Source organism: Arthrobacter sp. TE12231, assembly GCF_054062895.1.
The window spans coordinates 2,839,902-2,854,962 of record NZ_JBSSFS010000001.1 but is presented as its reverse complement, the minus strand read 5'-3'; the positions used below and the strand labels follow the sequence as shown (position 1 = coordinate 2,854,962).

15 protein-coding genes and 2 riboswitches are annotated in these 15,061 nt (G+C 67.7%); of the genes, 8 read left to right on the top strand and 7 right to left on the bottom strand.

All coding sequences use genetic code 11. The features are described 5' to 3' along the window. Window positions 1-54 precede the first annotated feature (54 nt). Window positions 55-693 (bottom strand): VOC family protein, encoded by a 639-nt coding sequence (locus ACVWYS_RS12920; RefSeq protein WP_091249549.1) that lies wholly within the window; start codon window positions 691-693, stop codon window positions 55-57. Between the two features lie 154 nt (window positions 694-847). Then, window positions 848-963: riboswitch (SAM riboswitch) on the top strand. 60 nt (window positions 964-1,023) lie between these two features. Between ACVWYS_RS12920 and ACVWYS_RS12915 the strand changes: the two genes are divergently transcribed. The 4 genes from ACVWYS_RS12915 to ACVWYS_RS12900 all read left to right on the top strand — a co-directional run bounded on the left by ACVWYS_RS12915 (window position 1,024) and on the right by ACVWYS_RS12900 (window position 6,045). Next, the gene (locus ACVWYS_RS12915) at window positions 1,024-2,340 is read left to right on the top strand and encodes a bifunctional o-acetylhomoserine/o-acetylserine sulfhydrylase (protein ID WP_456507149.1); all 1,317 of its coding nucleotides are present in this window, start codon (window positions 1,024-1,026) and stop codon (window positions 2,338-2,340) included. Between the two features lie 115 nt (window positions 2,341-2,455). Beyond that, a riboswitch (SAM riboswitch) is annotated at window positions 2,456-2,571 on the top strand. A gap of 11 nt (window positions 2,572-2,582) precedes the next feature. Then, entirely contained in the window at window positions 2,583-3,758 is a 1,176-nt protein-coding gene (metX, locus tag ACVWYS_RS12910) for a homoserine O-acetyltransferase MetX (protein WP_456509863.1), read from the top strand. A 169-nt stretch (window positions 3,759-3,927) separates the two neighbouring features. Continuing rightward, window positions 3,928-5,310, top strand: coding sequence for an MFS transporter (locus ACVWYS_RS12905; RefSeq protein ID WP_116768264.1), 1,383 nt, complete (start codon window positions 3,928-3,930; stop codon window positions 5,308-5,310). A gap of 174 nt (window positions 5,311-5,484) precedes the next feature. Continuing rightward, window positions 5,485-6,045: an isochorismatase family protein gene (locus tag ACVWYS_RS12900; protein ID WP_456509862.1), complete on the top strand. Its 561-nt coding sequence runs from the start codon at window positions 5,485-5,487 to the stop codon at window positions 6,043-6,045. A 2-nt stretch (window positions 6,046-6,047) separates the two neighbouring features. Here the strand turns inward: ACVWYS_RS12900 and ACVWYS_RS12895 are convergent, their stop codons facing one another. Both ACVWYS_RS12895 and ACVWYS_RS12890 read right to left on the bottom strand, forming a co-directional pair. After that, on the bottom strand, window positions 6,048-6,701 hold the full coding sequence (locus tag ACVWYS_RS12895; RefSeq protein WP_456510288.1) for a hypothetical protein: 654 nt from the start codon (window positions 6,699-6,701) through the stop codon (window positions 6,048-6,050). Between the two features lie 87 nt (window positions 6,702-6,788). After that, window positions 6,789-7,652, bottom strand: a complete 864-nt coding sequence (locus tag ACVWYS_RS12890; protein ID WP_116768281.1) for an SGNH/GDSL hydrolase family protein — start codon at window positions 7,650-7,652, stop codon at window positions 6,789-6,791. A gap of 94 nt (window positions 7,653-7,746) precedes the next feature. Here ACVWYS_RS12890 and ACVWYS_RS12885 point away from each other — a divergent pair, with 94 nt between their 5' ends. Beyond that, on the top strand, window positions 7,747-8,403 hold the full coding sequence (locus ACVWYS_RS12885) for an alpha/beta hydrolase (RefSeq protein ID WP_344363944.1): 657 nt from the start codon (window positions 7,747-7,749) through the stop codon (window positions 8,401-8,403). 31 nt (window positions 8,404-8,434) lie between these two features. Here ACVWYS_RS12885 and ACVWYS_RS12880 read toward each other — a convergent pair whose 3' ends face one another. Further along, window positions 8,435-8,671 carry an RNA-binding S4 domain-containing protein gene (locus ACVWYS_RS12880; protein WP_091249566.1) on the bottom strand — a complete coding sequence of 79 codons (237 nt, stop codon included), beginning with the start codon at window positions 8,669-8,671 and terminating at the stop codon, window positions 8,435-8,437. A 33-nt stretch (window positions 8,672-8,704) separates the two neighbouring features. Here ACVWYS_RS12880 and ACVWYS_RS12875 point away from each other — a divergent pair, with 33 nt between their 5' ends. The 3 genes from ACVWYS_RS12875 to ACVWYS_RS12865 all read left to right on the top strand — a co-directional run bounded on the left by ACVWYS_RS12875 (window position 8,705) and on the right by ACVWYS_RS12865 (window position 12,218). Then, complete coding sequence (locus ACVWYS_RS12875; protein WP_456509861.1) at window positions 8,705-9,670, top strand: DMT family transporter; 966 nt, start codon at window positions 8,705-8,707, stop codon at window positions 9,668-9,670. Window positions 9,671-9,819: 149 nt separating this feature from the next. Beyond that, window positions 9,820-11,205 (top strand): glycine--tRNA ligase, encoded by a 1,386-nt coding sequence (locus tag ACVWYS_RS12870; RefSeq protein WP_116768259.1) that lies wholly within the window; start codon window positions 9,820-9,822, stop codon window positions 11,203-11,205. A 2-nt stretch (window positions 11,206-11,207) separates the two neighbouring features. Next, window positions 11,208-12,218 (top strand): GNAT family N-acetyltransferase, encoded by a 1,011-nt coding sequence (locus ACVWYS_RS12865; protein ID WP_456509860.1) that lies wholly within the window; start codon window positions 11,208-11,210, stop codon window positions 12,216-12,218. An 87-nt stretch (window positions 12,219-12,305) separates the two neighbouring features. On the opposite strand, the gene ACVWYS_RS12860 is transcribed toward ACVWYS_RS12865, so the two are convergent. The 3 genes from ACVWYS_RS12860 to ACVWYS_RS12850 all read right to left on the bottom strand — a co-directional run bounded on the left by ACVWYS_RS12860 (window position 12,306) and on the right by ACVWYS_RS12850 (window position 14,821). Beyond that, the gene (locus ACVWYS_RS12860) at window positions 12,306-13,160 is read right to left on the bottom strand and encodes a lysophospholipid acyltransferase family protein (protein ID WP_456509859.1); all 855 of its coding nucleotides are present in this window, start codon (window positions 13,158-13,160) and stop codon (window positions 12,306-12,308) included. Window positions 13,161-13,250: 90 nt separating this feature from the next. Beyond that, entirely contained in the window at window positions 13,251-14,063 is an 813-nt protein-coding gene (locus ACVWYS_RS12855) for a DUF1295 domain-containing protein (protein WP_456507142.1), read from the bottom strand. Beyond that, the gene (locus ACVWYS_RS12850) at window positions 14,063-14,821 is read right to left on the bottom strand and encodes an alpha/beta hydrolase (RefSeq protein ID WP_344363933.1); all 759 of its coding nucleotides are present in this window, start codon (window positions 14,819-14,821) and stop codon (window positions 14,063-14,065) included. Before ACVWYS_RS12850 ends, ACVWYS_RS12855 begins: the two co-directional genes overlap by 1 nt. Window positions 14,822-15,061: the final 240 nt, after the last annotated feature.

The following is a 15,061-nucleotide window of genomic DNA, read 5'->3' as shown; positions in this document are numbered from 1 at the left end:
GTGACAACGTTGGCACCCGCGGGATGGCGGCCGAAGTGTGGGGCAGGTGGAGCGTTAGATCGTGACCGCCCCGGAGGCGGTCTCGAAGGTGACGGAGAGGATTCCGGGCGTGCCGTGCGGCGCGAGCCAGTTCACGGCCACGTCTTCCAGCGGCTTTTCCACGGGCTCGCCAAGCCATTCCGTGACGCGCTCTGCCGAACCGGCAATGGTCAGCGCGGACATCTTGACGTCGCTTGCGTAGGCATTGGAGGGGTGAAGCTCCGGGTCACCCTCCCACTTGAGCATGTAGGGCACCTGCGGGTCGGCGATGAGGCCCAGGATGCCGATCTGCTTCCAGACCAGTTCGCGGCCGTCGGGGAACTTCCGGTTGCCGTTCACGGCGGCGCGGCCCAGCCGCTCCTCGAACGGGCCGAGGTCGTCAACTTCGACGCACCAGCCCATCCAGCCGCCGCCGGCCTCGGAGCGTGCCCGGACTGCCTGGCCGAAGGGGGCCTTGTCCGATGCCGGGTGGTTCAGGACCTCCACGACCTCGACATACTTGTGTCCCGCGAGCGGGATAATCATGTTGCGTGTCCCGAAACGGGGGTGCACTCCACCCTTCACGGCTTCGACGCCGAGGGCAGACGCAATACGTTCAGTGGTGGCTGCCAAGCCATCGTGTTCACAGGCGTAAGAAACGTGATCCATGCGCATGCCCTCATCTTGGCACTTTGTGATGGACCTCTCAGCTTAGGCTTGCCTTACCATGATGGGATGTCTCGGGGTGTCTGGAGGCCGGCGTGCCCGTCGTCTTCATGTTCGTCATAAAGCTATCCAGCGGCCTGCCGCCATTCCTACACTGAACCAAGGTCATGAGTGCCAGCGCAAAGCCCCGGCTTGCTGGCCGGCAACCCTCGTATCGCGGTGGGGTGCCCCGGGTGAAGACCTGGCCGTCCGGCGCCCGCCGGAGGGCAAGCGCGGCGCCTGTGCCGGCCTGGGCCGATGGCCCGGGCGGTGCTGTGCCCAGTCCCGACAGGAGCAATAATGTCCACTGCCTGGTCCTTCGAAACCCGCCAGATCCACGCCGGCCAGGAGCCGGACTCCGCCACCGGCGCCCGGTCCCTCCCGATCTACCAGACGACGTCGTTCGTGTTCCCGAGCGCCGAAAGCGCCGCGAACCGCTTCGCCCTCGCTGAACTTGCCCCCATTTACACCCGGATCGGCAACCCCACGCAGGACGCGGTGGAACAGCGCGTGGCCAGCCTGGAAGGCGGCCTCGCCGCCCTGCTGCTCAGTTCCGGCCAGGCCGCCGAGACGTTCGCGATCCTCAACATCGCCGAGGCCGGGGACCACGTGGTCGCCAGCCCCAGTCTCTACGGCGGCACCTACAACCTGCTCGCGCACACGTTGAAGAAGTTCGGTATCTCCGTGACCTTCGTTGCGGACCCCGACAACCTGGACCAGTGGCGCGAGGCCGTCCGGCCCAACACGAAGCTGTTCTTCGGCGAAGTGGTCTCCAACCCCCGCCAGGACGTGCTGGACATCGAGGGCGTTTCCAAGGTGGCCCACGAGGCCGGCGTGCCCCTGATTGTCGACAACACCCTGTCCACCCCCTACCTCATCCGGCCGATCGAGTGGGGCGCGGACATCGTGGTCCATTCCGCCACCAAGTACCTCGGCGGCCACGGCGCCGCGATCGCCGGCGTGATCGTGGATTCGGGCAAGTTCGACTTCGGCAAGGACCCCGAACGGTTCCCCGGCTTCAACACCCCGGACCCCACCTACAACGGACTGGTCTACGCCCGCGACCTCGGCGCCGGCGGCGCGCTCGGGGCCAACCTCTCCTACATCCTCAAAGCCCGGGTCCAGCTCCTGCGCGACCTCGGCTCCGCCGTGTCCCCGTTCAACGCCTTCCTCATCGCCCAGGGCATCGAGACCCTTAGCCTGCGCGTTGAACGCCACGTGGCCAACGCCACCAAGGTGGCCGAATGGTTGGAGGCGCGGGACGACGTCGAATCCGTCGCCTACGCCGGGCTGCCATCCAGCCCCTGGTACGAGCGCGGGCGCAAGTACGGGCCCAAGGGGACCGGCGCCGTCGTCGCGTTCAACATCGCCGGGGGAGCGGAGGCCGGCAAACGCTTCGTTGATGCCCTCGAGCTGCACTCGCACGTCGCGAACATCGGCGACGTCCGCTCTCTCGTGATCCACCCGGCGTCGACCACCCACAGTCAGCTCTCGCCCGAGCAGCAGGCCGTGGCCGGCGTGAACCCCGGCCTGGTGCGGCTCTCGGTCGGACTGGAACACATTGACGACATCCTCGCGGACCTCGACGCCGGATTCCGTGCGGCCAAGAGCGCCTAGCTCCACCGGACAACCGGCGGCCGGCCTCCCGCGGACGGGGAGTGCCGGCCTCCGGCTGTCACACGGAAGTCACAATCTTCGTCATTTCCGCACGCTGTTTCGTACACTCATACAAGGTCATGAGTGCCAGCGACAGCCCCGGCTTGCTGGCCGGCAACCCTCCATTTGCGGCGGGGTGCCCCGGGTGAAGACCTGGCCTGCCGGTCAGCTGACGGCAGGCAAGCGCGAAGTTAGGTCCTCATATGACGATTGCCGTCACCCGCAGTGGTGAACCCGAAACCAAACCAATCCGGAACTCCGTTTCCGCAAGACCCGCCGCCCAAGCTGCCCGGGTGCCGGACGGGACCGTCCAGTACCTCAGGATCGGTGACCTGCAGCTCGAATCCGGGGTCCAGCTGCCGGATGTGGTCCTCGGCTTTGAGACGTGGGGGACGCTGAACGCCGATGCCTCCAACGCCGTCCTCATTGAACATGCCCTGACCGGCGACACCCATGTGACCCGCGGTGCCAGCGAGGAACCCGGCTGGTGGGAACAATTGGCCGGACCCGGGGCCCCCGTGGATACGGACAAGTACTTCGTCGTATCGATCAACATCCTGGGCGGCTGCTACGGCTCCACGGGACCCTCCACGCCGGCCCCCGACGGCCGCCCCTGGGGATCGAGGTTCCCGCTCGTGACTCTGCGGGACACGACCTCCGCCGAGGCGCGGCTGGCCGATGCCCTGGGCATCGACAGCTGGTACGCCGTGCTGGGCGGTTCGCTCGGCGGCGCGCGCGCCCTTGAGTGGGCCGTGACCCACCCCTCGCGGGTCCGGCGCTGCGCCGTGATTTCCGTCGGCGCCAGCAGCACCGCAGAACAGATTGCCTTCGCTCAGGCCCAGACCCTGGCCATCCGCCAGGACCCGAACTTCAACGGCGGGGACTACTACGGCGGCCCGGAACCCGAAGCGGGGCTCGCCCTCGCCCGCCGGATCGCGCACATCACCTACCGCTCCGCGGCCGAGCTCGACGGCCGGTTCGGCCGGAACGCCCAGGAGTCCGAGGCGCCCCTGCAAGCCGGATCGCTGGCCGGGCGCGGACGCTATCAGGTCGAAAGCTACCTGGACCACCAGGGCAACAAACTGGTCCGGCGTTTTGATGCCAACAGCTACATCGCCATCACCGAGGCGCTCATGAGCCACGACGTCTGCCGCGGACGCGGAAGCCTCCGGGACTCCCTGGCCCCGGCCACGGCCGAGTTCCTGGTGGCGGCCGTGGACTCGGACCGCCTGTACTTCCCCGCCCAGTCCCGTGCACTGGCCGAGGCCCTGCCGGGGGGCCCCGAGCTGCACATCATCGAGGCGCCGATCGGCCACGACGGCTTCCTCACCGAAATCGGGCAGCTCAGCGGCCAGTTGCGGAGCAATTTCTTCGCCTAGCCGCCCCTCACGGCTGTGCATTTTTGCAGATGCTCCCTGCACTAATGGTCGTTGTGGCTCAGGGCTCCGGGAACCATACTCGTTGGGAATAACGCTGTGTGTGCTAATTCACACAACATCTCAGCCCAATGGTCCACGGGGTGTCGAAGGCGACACCGAAGGAGTTCTCATGAGCACGGAAAACGCTGCCGCGACGCGCGCAGGCGAGCCCGACGTCAAGACGTCCGGCTTGAAGAAGGTGGTGGCGGCCTCCATGGCCGGCACCGTGGTGGAATGGTACGAATTCTTCCTCTACGCATCCGCGGCCACGCTGGTCTTTGGCAAGGCCTTCTTCCCGAATTCGCAGACCGAACTGGACGGAATCCTCGCGGCGTTCCTCACGTACGCCGTCGGCTTCGTTGCCCGCCCGATCGGCGGGATCGTCTTCGGCCACTTCGGCGACAAGTTCGGCCGCAAGCAGCTGCTCCAGCTCAGCATCATCCTGGTGGGCGTGTCCACGTTCCTGATGGGCTGCCTGCCCACCTTCGCGCAGATCGGCTACTGGGCCCCGGCGCTGCTGGTCTTCCTTCGCTTCGCCCAGGGCTTCGCCGTCGGCGGGGAATGGGGCGGCGCCGTCCTGCTCGTCGCGGAACACAGCCCCAGCAAGTCCCGCGGCTTCTGGGCCAGCTGGCCGCAGTCCGCTGTTCCGCTGGGCAACCTCTTCGCCACCGCGGTGCTGTTCATCCTGTCCTCCGTGCTGTCCTCGGCGGACTTCCTTAGCTGGGGCTGGCGGGTCGCCTTCTGGCTCTCCGCCGTGATCGTCCTCATCGGTTACTACATCCGCACCAAGGTCAGCGACGCCCCGATCTTCCTGGAAGCACGCAAGGAAGTTGAGGCAGGGCACAAGGGCTACGGCGTTGCCGAGGTCTTCCGCCGCTACCCCCGCGGCGTGTTCACCGCGATGGGCCTGCGCTTCGCGGAGAACATCCTGTACTACCTCGTGGTCACCTTCTCAATCACCTACCTCAAGACGGTGGTCCACGCCGACACCGCCCGGATCCTGCTGCTCCTGCTCGTGGCCCACTTCATCCACTTCTCCGTGGTGCCCATGGTCGGCCGGCTCTCGGACAGGGTGGGCCGCAAGCCCGTCTACATGGCCGGCGCCGTTCTGGGTGCGACCTGGGGCTTCTTCGCCTTCCCGATGATGGACACCGGAAACGATCTGATCATCCTCGCCGCGGTCATCATCGGCCTGCTCTTCCACGCCCTGATGTACGCCGGGCAGCCGGCCATCATGGCCGAGATGTTCCCGACCCGGATGCGGTACTCCGGCGTGTCCCTCGGTTACCAGGTGACCTCGATCGTGGCCGGTTCGCTCGCGCCGATCATCGCCGTCGCGCTGCTGGGCCAGTACAAGTCCTCCGTCCCGGTGGCCATCTACCTCCTGATCGCCTGCGCGATCACCGCCGTCGCCGTGTTCTTCCTCAAGGAGACCCGCGGCGTCTCGCTCCACGACGTCGACGCCGCCGACGCCCAGGGCACCGCAGACCTCCTCGCCGCCGGCAAGCGGTAGGCCGCCGGCCCGGGGAAACACGGCCCGGGGAAACCTGTTGAGTGGCCGTCGGCCCGGATTCGCGCACGGCGCGGACCCGGGCCCTCGGCGTTAACGCTGCTCATGATCTCAGCGTTGCTTGGGCCGCGGGGATTAGAGTGGGCAGGCAGACAAGCCCAGGATCCGGGAGGCATTGTGACCACGCTCGTCAACCGACCCAACACGGCACTGGTCGTAGTGGACATGCAGCTCGGCGTCGTCGCGGGGGCCTACCGCCGCGACGACGTCGTCGCGACCATTGCCGTCCTCGTGCAGAGGGCACGCGACGCCGGGGTGGACGTCATCTGGGTGCAGCATGGCGGCGAGGAGCTCCCGCGGGGCAGCGACGCCTGGCAGTACGTGCCGGAGCTCGTGCGGTGTGATGCGGAGCCGCTTGTGCCCAAGGAGTACAGCGACGCCTTCGAGGCTACGGACCTGGAGTCGGTGCTGGCAGACCGCGGGATCGGCCGCTTCTTCCTGGCCGGCGCGCAGACGGACGAGTGCATTCGCTCGACCCTCCACGGCGGGATCACCCGAGGCTACGACGTCACGCTGGTCGCGGACGCCCACACCACCGAGGACCTGAGCGAATATGGCGCGCCGCCGCCGGAACTCGTGGTGGCCCACACCAATCTGTACTGGCAGAACCACAAGGCCCCGGGGCGGACGGCCGGAACCGTCAACGCGGCCGATATCGACTTCGCCAGCCTTTTGTGATCCTAGCCCTTCATGATTTCAGCGCGCTGGGACATGTAGTCCTCCATGGACAGCTTGCCGTCGCTGTACTGCTGGTCCAGCTCGGCGAGCTTGCGGGCCCGGTAACCCTGCGGGGCCGACGGCGTCTCGGGCGCCTGCGGCTGCCCTGCACCCGGGTCGGGTTCGTGCCGCTGCGGCTGGGGCGGGTTGTTCAGGTACTCCGGGCTGTCCTCGTAGGGAACGGGTGATCCGTAGCCGGCCGGGCCCGGATACTGCTGTCCGGGGTACGGCTCGGTCGGGAACGGCTGGTCCGGGAACCGCGGGCCCGGGTACGGCTGGCCCGGGTTCTGCGGGTTCGGGTACTGCTGGCCCGGGTACGGCTGGCCCGGGTTCTGCGGGTTCGGGTACTGCTGGCCGGGATACGGCTGATTGGCTTCTCCGGTCTGCTTCGGCGCGCCCAGTTGGCCGAAGCCGCCAAAGTAGTCCTGCTGCGTGTACCCGTCCCGCGGCTGGTTGCTCTGGTTTGGCGGGTTGCCTTGGTTTGCCGGGTTGCTTTGGTTTCCGGGGAACCGGCCGAACTGGCCCGGCACGTTCTGGTTCCGGCCGCGGGCGGACCTCCGGTAGAGGCGCACTCCCATGGGAATCAGGAACGACAACACAATGATCCAGAAGAACATACTGCTCACGGTACGGGGCCTTTCAGCTGCTGGGCCTCTTCATTTGCGGGGCCTGAGGAGTGTGCCTCCAGCTTAGGCCCCGCAGGCTCAGGACCGTACCGCGTCCTCGGTGCCCGGCGGGCCTTCGCCCGAGCCCAGCGGTACGCCGGGCCCGAACACCGGCCCCGGCAGGGGCCGCTTGGCCGTCACGCCGTCGCCCGAGGAACGGTGCCGCAGCCGCCGCACCACCCACGGAACAAAATATTCCCGGGCCCACACAAGGTCCCCGCTGCGGGCCTCCCGCCAACTGCGCTGCGGCATCGGCTTGGGGGCGAGCGGCTCCAGGGTGTGTTCGACGTTCAGCGAATCCAGGACCATCGCCGCAATCGTATGGTGGCCCAGCGGCGAAAAGTGCAGCCGGTCAACATCCCACATCTGCGGATCATTAAGCTGGCGCAGAGACCACATGTCCGCGATCACGGCGTCGTGGCGCGCGGCGATCGTGCGCAGGTTTTCGTTGTAGATGGCCACCTTGCTGCGGATCCGTCCGAGCACCGTGGATCCTGTGTCCGGACCGTTGAACAGGACCACGGTGGCGCCGCCCAGGCTCAGGATCTGCACCACCGAGTCCAGCCTTTCGGCCAGGACGTCCGGATCCCCGCCAGGGCGGATGAGGTCGTTGCCGCCCGCGGAGAGCGTGATGAGGTCCGGCTTGAGGGACAGGCAGTGCGCCAACTGCTGGTCGACGATCTGCTGCAGGAGCCTGCCGCGGACGGCCAGGTTGGCGTACGCGAAGTCGTTGTGGCCGCGGCTGAGCTCCTCGGCCACCCTGTCGGCCCAGCCCCGGTGGCCGCCCGGGCTCGCCGGCTCCGGATCGCCGATGCCTTCCGTGAACGAGTCGCCCATGGCCACGTAACGGGTCCACGGGTGGGTCACGACGGTGTCCGCTGACGTCTCCGGTGAATTTTCCATGGCTTCGGTTTCGCTCACGTTCTTATCCTGCACTCTTCCTGTCAAGCTACGCCACCGTAGGTTGTTACCGCCGGGTAACTGTAAGAATGGTTCCATGACTCACGCTGATGCCTTCCCCGCCCCTGTCGTCGAATGGTCCAAGCCGGAGCAGGAACGTGCGGGCAAGCCGCTGATTGTCCTGCTCCACGGCTACGGCGCCAACGAACAGGACCTGCTCAGCCTGGCGGACATGCTCCCGCAGGAATTCGCGGTAGCCTCCGTGCGCGCCCCGATCGCCATGGGACCGGGGTTCACCTGGTTCCCGCTGACGGCGTCCATCGACTATTCGCTCGACGCCGTCAAGGCCGCCGCGGCGTACGTGCAGGACTGGATCGACTCCATCAAGGCCGACCACCCCTCGGTGACGCTGCTCGGATTCTCGATGGGCATGGCCATGGCCACCACGCTGCTGCGGCAGCGGCCGGCGGACTTCGCCGCCGTCGTCGGGCTCTCAGGTTTTGCCGTCGACGCCGGCGGTGACCCCAGCTTCCGCGATGCCGAACTGGACGGCACCGTGCCGATGTTCTGGGGACGCGACCAGCAGGACCCGGTGATCACCCCGGACAAGATCGAGTTCACCATGGGCTGGGTGCGCAAGCACGTGAAGCTCACCAAGGTCCTGTACACCGGCATGTGGCACGGCATCAACCAGCAGGAAATCGGTCACGTCTCCGAGTTCCTCACGCACGCGGTCCTCAACTCCAGGAAGTAGCCGCCCGGACGGCTGGCCAGGGGTAAGCCGGCTAGGATCCTGCGGGCGCGCTGATCCGCACGGTCTGGCCGTTCACCGTGACGGTGTCGCCGTCGTGAAGCTGCCGCCCGCGGCGCTCATCAATTTCGCCGTTGACCTTGACCAGCCCGTTCTTGATCAGGTCCGCAGCCTCCACACCGTCCTCCACCAGATTCGCGAGCTTCAGCAGCTGGCCCAGCCGGATCATGGTGTCGCGGATGGTGATGTCTTCAATTTCCGGATTGCTCATATAGGCAATGATGCCTGACCTAAGGTGGCACCAATGACGCACACACCCCGGCTCCCGCTCATCGCGGGGCTGCCTATGGCCGTCGCGGCGGGGTTGTTCATACCGTTGCAGGGCCGGATCAACGGCGCGCTCGGGGTGCAGCTCCGCGACGGCATTGGTGCCGCCGTCGTCAGCTTCAGCACCGGGTTAGTGGTGATGGGCGTCATTTCCGTGGCACTGCCCAAGGGCCGGGCAGGGCTGGCCCGGATCCTGCCGGCCGTGCGCGAACGGCAGTTTCCGCGTTACTACGTCCTGGCCGGCTGCATCGGGGCGCTTTTCGTCTTCGCCCAGTCCTTCACCGTGGCACTGCTCGGCGTTGCCCTCTTCACTGTGGCCGCCGTGACGGGGCAGACCCTCAGCGGTCTGTTGGTGGACCGGATGGGAATCGGGCCCGCGGGGAAGAGGCCCATCACCGGTATCCGGGTGCTCGGCAGCGTGCTCACCGTCGCCGCCGTTGCGTGGGCGGTGTCGCCGAGATTCAGCGCCGGAGAGTCCGTGCTGCAGCTGCTTCTTCCCGTGCTGCTGCCGCTTCTGGCCGGGTTCCTGATGAGTTTCCAGCAGGCCATGAACGGCACCGCCACCGTCCACTACGGGTCCCCGATCGCCGCGACCCTCGTGAACTTCATCGCCGGGGCCGTCCTGCTATGGGCGGCGTGGCTGGTCAAGCTTGCCGTGTCCGGTGCCGGCAATCCTCTGCCGGGGCAGTGGTGGTACTACCTTGGCGGGCCGCTCGGGTGCGTCTTCATCGGCGTCGGCGCCCTCCTGGTCCGCAGCCTGGGCGTGCTGGTCACGGGCCTCGGGATGATCGCCGGGCAGCTGCTGGGATCCCTCGGACTGGACCTGGTTTTCCCGGTCCCCGGGACCGTCGTCGCGGTGCCCACCGTCCTGGGCACCCTGCTGACGCTCGGTGCCATCATCCTGGCCACCCTGCCCTGGCCGCGGGGCGCACTGAAGCGGTAGCGTGCCGGTAGGCTTGGAGATTGCATCGCCGTGTTCGTATCGCACACTTCGCATCGCACTGTTCGTATCACCCCGTCCGGCAACCAGCCGGCGACCCGGGCCTGACACCGCGGACCGCACCCAGCGGCCCTGTAGAAATTGGAGTTACCATGGCAGCAAAATCCGTCCTCGACCAGATCATTTCCCTCGCCAAGCGACGGGGTTTCGTTTTCCAGGCCGGTGAAATCTATGGTGGCTCGCGTTCTGCCTGGGATTACGGGCCCCTCGGCGCCGAGCTCAAGGAAAACATCAAGCGCCAGTGGTGGCAGTCCGTGGTCCGCGGCCGCGAAGACGTCGTAGGCCTCGACTCCTCCGTCATCCTGCCCCGCCAGGTCTGGGAAGCCTCCGGCCACGTCGAGGTCTTCTCCGACCCGCTGGTGGAGTGCCTGTCCTGCCACAAGCGCTACCGCGCGGACCACCTTGAGGAAGAGTACGAGGAGAAGAAGGGACGTCCTGCCGAGAACGGCCTCAAGGACATCGCCTGCGCCAACTGCGGCACCCGCGGCCAGTGGACGGAGCCCCACGAATTCTCCGGCCTGCTCAAGACCTACCTCGGCCCCGTCGCCAGCGAGGAAGGCCTGCACTACCTGCGGCCCGAAACCGCCCAGGGCATCTTCGTGAACTTCAGCAACGTCCTGACCACCTCGCGGAAGAAGCCGCCGTTCGGCATCGGCCAGATCGGCAAGTCGTTCCGCAACGAGATCACGCCGGGCAACTTCATCTTCCGCACCCGCGAGTTCGAGCAGATGGAAATGGAATTCTTCGTCGAGCCCGGCACCGACGAGCAGTGGCACCAGTACTGGATGAAGGAACGCATGTCCTGGTACACGGGCCTGGGCATCCGCGAAGAGAACCTGCGCTTCTTCGAGCACCCGCTGGAGAAACTCAGCCACTACTCCAAGGGCACCACGGACATCGAATACCGCTTCGGTTTCCAGGGCTCGGAGTGGGGCGAGCTCGAAGGCATTGCCAACCGCACCGACTTTGACCTCTCCACCCATGCCAAGGCTTCCGGCGCGGACCTGAGCTACTTCAACCAGGCCACCAACGAACGCTACACCCCGTACGTGATCGAGCCCGCGGCCGGCCTCACCCGCTCGTTCATGGCCTTCATGATCGATGCTTACACCGAGGACGAGGCCCCCAATGCCAAGGGCGGGGTGGACATCCGCACGGTGCTCAAGCTGGATCCGCGCCTGGCTCCGGTGAAGGCAGCCGTGCTGCCGCTGAGCCGCAACGAGGACCTGTCCCCGAAGGCCAAGGACCTCGCAGCCCAGCTGCGCAAGAGCTGGAACATCGAGTTCGACGACGCCGGCGCCATCGGCCGCCGCTACCGCCGCCAGGACGAGATCGGCACCCCGTTCTGCATCACCGTGGACTTCGAGACCCTCGAGGACCAGGCCGTCACCATTCGCGAACGCGACACCATGAGCCAGGAACGCGTCTCCCTGGACAAGGTGGAGGGCTACCTGGCCGCGCGGCTGATCGGCGCCTGATCATGGCCATCGAATACCGGGAATGGCGGGAGGGCGACGACCTTGCGCTGCTGGAAATCTGGGGCGGCCCGGAGACCGTGCAGGCCGGGCAGTTCCGCGGCACCCTGGCGCCCTCGGGCAATGCGCCGTGGCGCCGCTGCATTGTGGCCGAGGACGTCGTCGACGGTGTCGCCATTCCCGTGGCGGCGGCCGTGGTCCACGAGGCCTCGCTGCACCCGGAACGGCTCTGGGCGTATATCGAGGTCGCCCGGGACCACCGCCGCGCCGGCATTGGGTCCACCCTGCTGACCATGCTTCGGCACGAGGCCGCCAAGTCGCCGTCGGGAGTGTCCAAGCTCCGCTGCAAGGTGGAGCCGGGCACGCCCGGGGCGGCGTTTGCCGAGGCCGCGGGCATGGCCTCGATCCAGCGCTCCCGCCTGATCGTCGTGGACCCTGCGCCGCTGAAACTGCCGGTGTTCGGCGACGGTTCCGAGTCGGCGGCCAGCGACCAGGTCGAAGACCTGGCCACGGGCTCGGTGGAGCTCAGCGACGTCGTTGGCCGGTACTACACGGCCGTGCACACTTGGGACAGCCCGGGGGAGTTGAGCGTTGCCATGGTGCAGCGGTTGTTCCTGGATGACCTCAGCGGCGCCCACGGCGCGATTGTGCTGCGGGCACCCAAAGCCAGTGCCTTCGGGCACGGCATAGCGGCGAGCCGCAAGGGCCGGCTGGAGGGGTTCGCCATCAGCTACGCGCAGGGCACTCCAGGCGCCGGAGCCGACGTCGATGGTGCCGGTTCTGCCGGACCCGCTGCGCCTACCGAGGTGTTCCTCGGGCACGAGCCCAAGCTCGGCGAGGACGAGGCCCGCGCCGCCGTGCGGGATCTCCTGGCCCTGATCGCTTACCAGCACCCGGTAATGCTGGAACTGGACGATGCGATGACCGCCCTGCGCGCCGTCGTCGAACCGCTGCTCGAGACCGGCAAAGCCCACGTCCAGGGCTCCGAAACCCTCGTGGTTGCGGACCCGGCCTAGCCCTTAACCCGACTGACTCGCAGTTGCGGCCGTTTTGAAGCGTGATAACGGCCCCAGCTGCGAGTCAGTTTGCGTTGAAGGCCCGATCTATCGGCGCCTGGCACCCGGGCGCCGCGGGCCGTCGGCCGCGTCGAGGCGGCGCCGTTCCTCCTCGGTCGGGGCGCCGCCGCCGAGCGCGGCGGGCATCCACCAGGCCCCGGGGTCCGGTTTCAGCGGGAAATCCGCCATACCGACGTCGATCCCGTGCTGGAGGGTCCTGGCCAGCTGCGCGGTGGCCGGCTGCGCGTCCTGTGCCGGGTCCGGGAGCGAGTCCGGCAGGATCGGCTCGCCCACGTGGATACGCACCGGGGCGCGCCAGGCCCGCCGCGGCGAGAACCCATGTTGGCGGGTCATCAGCCGGTGCGCGCCCCAGATGGAGACCGGGATGATCGGCACACCGGCTTCGGAGGCCATCCGTACGGCGCCGGTCTTGCACTCGCGCACGGTGAAGCTGCGGCTTACCCCGGCCTCCGGAAGGATGGCAATGTACTCGCCCGCCAATAGCCGGGCGACCGCGGCGTCGTAGGCGTGGACTCCGGATCCGTAGCCGACAACCACGTGGCCGGCCGCGCTGACCGCGGGCCCGGCAAACCAGTGGTCGGCGGCTCCCTGCGTCACGAGGAAGCGCATCTGGGCACGGTTGTGCCACCACAAGATCATCTCGGCGAAGGCAAAGTCGAGATAGCCGAAGTGCGTGATCGCGACGACCGCGCCCTGGCCGGGCACCACCCGGCGGGACGGGCCGCGTCGGGAAGCCTGGGGGGAATCATTGAGCGGTCCGGGCTGGGGCAGGTGCTCCCGCCCCGTGACGAGGACGCGGATCCGGAACAGCCAGCGCAGGGCGAGACCGGTGCGGACGATGAACCGGTAAAAGCGGTCGCTGGGCCCTGGTCTCCACTTCATCGGCCGCCGGCCCATGCCGGCACCTGCCATGCCGGCGCCCGCCACGCCAGTCCCGCAGCGCAAGTGCCGGCCATATCAGCGCCCGCCATATCAGTGCCCGCCGGCGCGCCGCCGGGGCGGCAAGGGCAGGAACCCGGACGTGGATTCGATGTATTCCTTGTAGCCGGGCCGTGCAGACATCGCTTTTTCCGTCAGCGGCTTCCCGGTGCGGCCCGCCAGTGCCCAGATCATCAGGGCGGGGGAGAGGATGGTCAGGACACCGGGCCACGAATCGGCGGTCACGAGGAAGAGGCCCGCCCAGACCGCGGCGTCGCCGAAGTAGTTCGGGTGGCGGGTGTAGCGCCACAGACCGGTGTTGAGGACCGTGCCGCGCTTGGCGGGATCGGCCTTGAACTGCGTCAACTGCCAGTCCCCGACCGTCTCGAACACAAAACCAAGAACCCAGAGCAGGACGCCGAGGAACGCCAGCCAGCCCAAGCTGCCGGTGGCGAACATGCCGACCTGGATAGTGAGCGAGACGAAGAACATCACCAGGCCCTGAGGCAGGTAGACCCGCCGGAGCGCGTAGACGTTGCGTGATCCGGGTGCGGCGGAGAGCATGTCCACGTAGCGCGGGTCCTCGTGGCCGCCGCGTGCACGCACACCGATGTGGACCGCGAGGCGAATGCCCCACACCGCAACCAGCGCCAGAAGCAGCAGCCGGCGGCCGGCGTCGCCGTGGCCGGCGGAGAGTACCCAGGAGATGGCCGCGACCACCACGAACCCGAGGCCCCAGACGGTGTCGATGACGGAATGGCGGTTCTGCCGCACGGCAACGGCGAAGGTCAGCGCCAGCAGGACCGCCAGTCCCGCGATGACCCACGGCAGGCTGGCGAGGAAGGCATCCAGCGGGAACGGCTGCATCACAGCACCACCGGCATGCGAGTTCCGGCGGCCGGCAGAATGCTGCGCAGTGCGTCCGTGGCGCCGGAGACGTCAGCCCCCGTGCTTTCCCCGAAGGCGTCCAGGATGAAGTCATCGGCGAGTGAGTTCCACAGCGCTACCCGGCGGAACATGAAATGCCCGGCACCCGTGAGGGAGACGTACTCAACAGAGGCGGCCACGCCGTCGGCCCGGCGTGCGTAGTCCAGCGAATTCGACGGACTGGTCCAGCGGTCCTCCGTGCCGTGCACGATCAGGACCCGGCGGTCGGCGACGGGTTGGACCGGCGTTTTGTGATTGAGCCACGGGGCGAGCGCGACGACGACCTCCACCTGCGGATCGTCAGCCACGCAGAGTGCCGTGAGGCCTCCCATGGAGTGGCCCAGCAGGTACACCGGTACGCCGGGATGTTCCTGACCGATCCGGGAAAGCGCCCAGCGGGCGTCCTGAACGGGGGACATGTCCTCCCCGTTCCAGCCCCTGTACCGGTTGCGCAGGGTCCAGACGGCGAGCCCGTGCGGTCCGCCTTGCCGGTTCAGCGCCCGGGCGAAGGGCAGCATCCGGGCCGGGCTCAGGTGCCGGCCGCGGACGGGATCGTAGCTGTCCGCGCGTCCGCCGTGCAGGACCAGGGCGACTCCGCGGGTCTCCCCGGCCGCATCGGCGATGGACAGCACGGCCTTGGCGGCAGGTCCGGGGCGGCCCGCCTCCGGTTCGCGGTCATCTAGTTTGCGCTTGGCCACGCGTGTCCTTCCCGTTCTTCGTCCGTCAATTACCAACCATAGGTTGCAGCCTCCGCCCGTCAAGGGAATCACTGCCTAGTGTGGATTCGGAGCCGGAGCCCCCGGCGATGGGTTCGGGTGATGCCGGACCCTTGACGGGGGAATGCGGGAGGAGTATGCCTGTGCACGTAAACCTCCGGGCGCCACGCCGGCTGGGAGCGCAGAGAACCGTCCGGGTCGAATCTCACGACGAAATCGACG

Excerpts from the sequence above, each read along its gene's own strand:
- ACVWYS_RS12895 (WP_456510288.1), bottom strand. The coding sequence starts at position 6,701 with ATGTTCTTCTGGATCATTGTGTTGTCGTTCCTGATTCCCATGGGAGTG.
- ACVWYS_RS12880 (WP_091249566.1), bottom strand. The coding sequence starts at position 8,671 with ATGAGCAATCCGGAAATTGAAGACATCACCATCCGCGACACCATGATC.
- ACVWYS_RS12890 (WP_116768281.1), bottom strand. The coding sequence starts at position 7,652 with ATGGAAAATTCACCGGAGACGTCAGCGGACACCGTCGTGACCCACCCG.
- ACVWYS_RS12905 (WP_116768264.1), top strand. The coding sequence starts at position 3,928 with ATGAGCACGGAAAACGCTGCCGCGACGCGCGCAGGCGAGCCCGACGTC.
- ACVWYS_RS12875 (WP_456509861.1), top strand. The coding sequence starts at position 8,705 with ATGACGCACACACCCCGGCTCCCGCTCATCGCGGGGCTGCCTATGGCC.
- ACVWYS_RS12870 (WP_116768259.1), top strand. The coding sequence starts at position 9,820 with ATGGCAGCAAAATCCGTCCTCGACCAGATCATTTCCCTCGCCAAGCGA.
- ACVWYS_RS12855 (WP_456507142.1), bottom strand. The coding sequence starts at position 14,063 with ATGCAGCCGTTCCCGCTGGATGCCTTCCTCGCCAGCCTGCCGTGGGTC.
- metX (WP_456509863.1), top strand. The coding sequence starts at position 2,583 with ATGACGATTGCCGTCACCCGCAGTGGTGAACCCGAAACCAAACCAATC.
- ACVWYS_RS12860 (WP_456509859.1), bottom strand. The coding sequence starts at position 13,160 with ATGAAGTGGAGACCAGGGCCCAGCGACCGCTTTTACCGGTTCATCGTC.
- ACVWYS_RS12915 (WP_456507149.1), top strand. The coding sequence starts at position 1,024 with ATGTCCACTGCCTGGTCCTTCGAAACCCGCCAGATCCACGCCGGCCAG.
- ACVWYS_RS12920 (WP_091249549.1), bottom strand. The coding sequence starts at position 693 with ATGCGCATGGATCACGTTTCTTACGCCTGTGAACACGATGGCTTGGCA.
- ACVWYS_RS12885 (WP_344363944.1), top strand. The coding sequence starts at position 7,747 with ATGACTCACGCTGATGCCTTCCCCGCCCCTGTCGTCGAATGGTCCAAG.
- ACVWYS_RS12865 (WP_456509860.1), top strand. The coding sequence starts at position 11,208 with ATGGCCATCGAATACCGGGAATGGCGGGAGGGCGACGACCTTGCGCTG.